Genomic DNA, 3,526 nt, shown 5'->3' on the forward strand with positions numbered 1-3,526 from the left:
ACAAAAATTAATAAATTTATAACTCGAAAGTCTCCTTAAGGTTTCATCCTAATGTGTCTAATTTAGTTTGAAGACGTACAGACCCTGACCTCCGTATACTTTATACAGTACCGGATTTAACGTTTCCAGAGATCCGTCCGGCAACACAGCACTACCGATTGTCTGCGGCACAGTTAATAATGATCGAAAATCTTTATCAGAATGGATATAAACGAAATCTGCGCTGATATTTGATCCGAGGGTATCGAGATCACCTACATAAAATACATCGACAGCGTGTCGAGTACCCGGTGATACATCATCGATAACAGCATGTTCGCGTGTTGCTGGCCCACCAACTTCTTCAATATCCGTTATAGCATTTCTAAAGTCTTTTCTGTTCTCATCGGACAGTTGATAGGAGATACCAACCCTATGACCATCTTTGATAGTGTAATCGAAAGCGGCATCCAGAAGAAACGTTTTCGTTCTTACATCCCAATCGATGTCTTGGGAAAACAACGATCGTTGTGATACTGCTGTCTCATTGAACTCTTTATAAATTTCCATATCTTCTGTATGGAAATAGTCATTCCGGCTAAGTCCCAAACGGGTCTGCCATTTACCGGTTTTATAATTCAAATTCGCCGCGCTCGTATAACTCCATCCACCATTATATCTTGTTCCGGCCGTAACCGATCCGTTTAGGCCACCATTCCCGCCGTTTTTTAAATTCAGGTTAATTACTCCTCCTGTTCCGGTTGCATCATAACTTGCCGGCGGATTGCTGAACAGTTCAACATTTTTCAGATTTTCGGCTGGCTGCCCTTTAAGATATGTTGCCAGATCACCTGGCTCCATATAGGTCTGCTTTCCATTTATGGTTATCAATATGTTTGTCTTGCTATTGAACGTGATATTTCCATCTTTGTCGACGAAAACACCGGGTAGGCGACTCATTATCTCTAGCATGTTGCTTCCGGACGTCAGGACATTACCATCTAGGTTAACCACTGTTCTATCCGCCTTTTGGATAACCTGTGGCGGAGTGACCGATACTTCCACTTCATCCAATGTTATTTTACTATGTTTCAGGCTAATGTCTCCCATAGCATAATTTTCATCAGCTGAAATCTTAAACGGGGCACTTTGAAAGGTAGCGTAGCCTAAACTGTTTATCCTAACAAAAACTGAATCGGGCGTGAAGGAATAAAGAAGAAATATCCCCAAGCTATCCGTTGTTACTTGCTGTATTAGCTGATTTGAATTTAACGTCAATAACTCAACACTGGCAACGGGTATCGGGTTTTTTTCCATATCCTTGACAGTACCTGTTATTACTTGTTTCTTCTGTCCATAGGTTTTGGTTTCCAGAATAACAAAAACAATAAACAGGATAAACCTTAAGTTGAAAAAAGATCGCCTTAATTGATAAGTAACGCATGGATGAATTTTCATGAATTTAGCGGAAGAAATATGTAATTTTACAAACCTAGGTTATGATGAAAAGACTACCATATCATTTGCCTATCATTTTTTTTCAATTTGTATCACGTTGATTTATAATGCCTGACAACAGAAAAGATATCCATTTATGCAAGCGGCTGATCGAGAGAAAGCTCCAGTGGGGGAGTGGTGCGGACTGGAAGACCAGAGATTTTGAGAAGCTTAGTGCGCTGATCTTTGACGAAACAGGGGTCTCGTTAAGCACTAGTACGCTCCGTAGAATCTGGGGCCATACGAATTATACCAATCAACCGAGCCTGACAACGCTGGATGCATTGGCCTCATTTATCGGATATGCCGACTGGAGAACATTTCAGAGGTCTGAGGCTGTTGATAACACTGGTGCGGGAAAGGAATATTCTTTATATAAAAAACCTAAGACCTTTAAAAATAAGCGCTCCTTAATAGGCATATCCATATGTTGTTTACTGGTACTGACAGGTTTCATTTTCTTTGCAATAAGGTATGTGCAGCAAAAAAGCAAAAAGAACCTTGCGGAATATACCTTCCATGCTAAGCGCCTGACGGATGATATACCTAATACCGTCATATTCAAATATGATGTATCGGGAACGAATGAAGATTCGGTTTATATTCAGCAAAGCTGGGATCCTACCAAAAAGGTAAAAATAGATAAAAACAGCCGTACACTCTCCTGTATATATAATGAACCGGGCCTACATCAGGCAAAACTGATTGTGGGTGACAGTATCGTAAAAGAAGAAACCGTCATTATCCCGACACATGGCTGGGTTGGCATGATTGAAAATGGGACAGATCCTATCTATTTAAAGAAGGAAGAGTTTCTCAAGGTGGGCATGATCAATCTGAGCAGGGAAGATATAAAATCCTATCCATTCGATATGAAGACCGATCCAAAGTACACACAATATTACAACGTCGGAAATTTCACTCCTATCCCACTTAAAGAATTTTCGTTTTCATCTGATATCCGACATGAGCTCAATGAGGGGGCGGCAGCCTGCCAGTTTTCATATATTATGCTTTATACAGATCACGGTACTATTATGATACCTCTTTCGCAGAAAGGATGCGTGGCCAGGCTCAATCTGATAAACTTGGATCAGGTTAGGAAGGGAGCTGAAACGGATCTGTCAGGCTTTGGTACAGATCTTTCACATTGGGTGAATGTTACTGTTGCCACTAATAAAGAAAAACTGATATTCAGAATAGATGGCAGAGACGCATATAGCACGTCTCTACCCATGGAAGAGGTTAAAGTCGTCGGAATAGGTTATTTCTTTAAAGGTATAGGATCTGTCAGAAAAGTTTTGCTGGAAAACGGTGGCAAAATCGGCTTCAGAGATTTCGCTTAAATAAGACTTATTCAAATTTTATTCATATAGTGACTTGCGAGCTTTATGTTATCTTATGGCTTCATCCCAAACAACCTCGCCATAGTTAAAAGACTTTTGAACGTACGGAAACGGAGATCTGTGCGCATAAAAACGCTTCTTGCACTTTAAAAAACAAAAAAATAAGATTTCTTTTTCTGGATAAAAGGTGGTGGGCTATCAAAACTTTCATAGATAAATTATTGAACTGTTTTCAATCCTTGCCTTAACCTTAAAAGGGTTGCCCATTGACTCTCTAGAATAAAAAGTATAGTAACTCCAACAGCGAATTATAAAGTAACAGGATAAAAAAGATATGTCATGAACGTGCAACCTTTGGATAACTGAAGCGTCCTGTATTAAGAGCTATAACTTAACGAATTAGCATTAATTTTATAAAGACGATTTATATGAAGAATCTTACCATTTTAATTTTTTCAATTTTTACTTTTACTTTTTCATCCTTTGCTCAGACAAAAAAAATTAAAGTTTATCTATTAGGCACTTTTCATTTCAATCAGGTAGATACCTTGCTTTATGATATCAATGATGAAAAACATCAAAAGAGTATCGAGAATCTATCAAATATCATAACTGGTTTAAAACGTATCCGTCCTATGGACTACGTGTTTGATTTGAGCATAATTTGTTTATAGTTCTGCGGATACAGATCTTTTATGTTTTTA

General features: G+C 38.7%; 2 protein-coding genes. One reads left to right on the top strand and one right to left on the bottom strand.

The features are described 5' to 3' along the window. Positions 1–57: 57 nt before the first annotated feature. Positions 58–1,437, bottom strand: a complete 1,380-nt coding sequence (locus tag EPX21_RS10555; RefSeq protein WP_134089663.1) for a TonB-dependent receptor — start codon at positions 1,435–1,437, stop codon at positions 58–60. A 107-nt stretch (positions 1,438–1,544) separates the two neighbouring features. Here EPX21_RS10555 and EPX21_RS10560 point away from each other — a divergent pair, with 107 nt between their 5' ends. Then, positions 1,545–2,822 carry a hypothetical protein gene (locus EPX21_RS10560; RefSeq protein ID WP_134089664.1) on the top strand — a complete coding sequence of 426 codons (1,278 nt, stop codon included), beginning with the start codon at positions 1,545–1,547 and terminating at the stop codon, positions 2,820–2,822. Positions 2,823–3,526: the final 704 nt, after the last annotated feature.

It is taken from the genome of Olivibacter sp. XZL3 (assembly GCF_004368405.1).
Classification (GTDB): domain Bacteria; phylum Bacteroidota; class Bacteroidia; order Sphingobacteriales; family Sphingobacteriaceae; genus Olivibacter.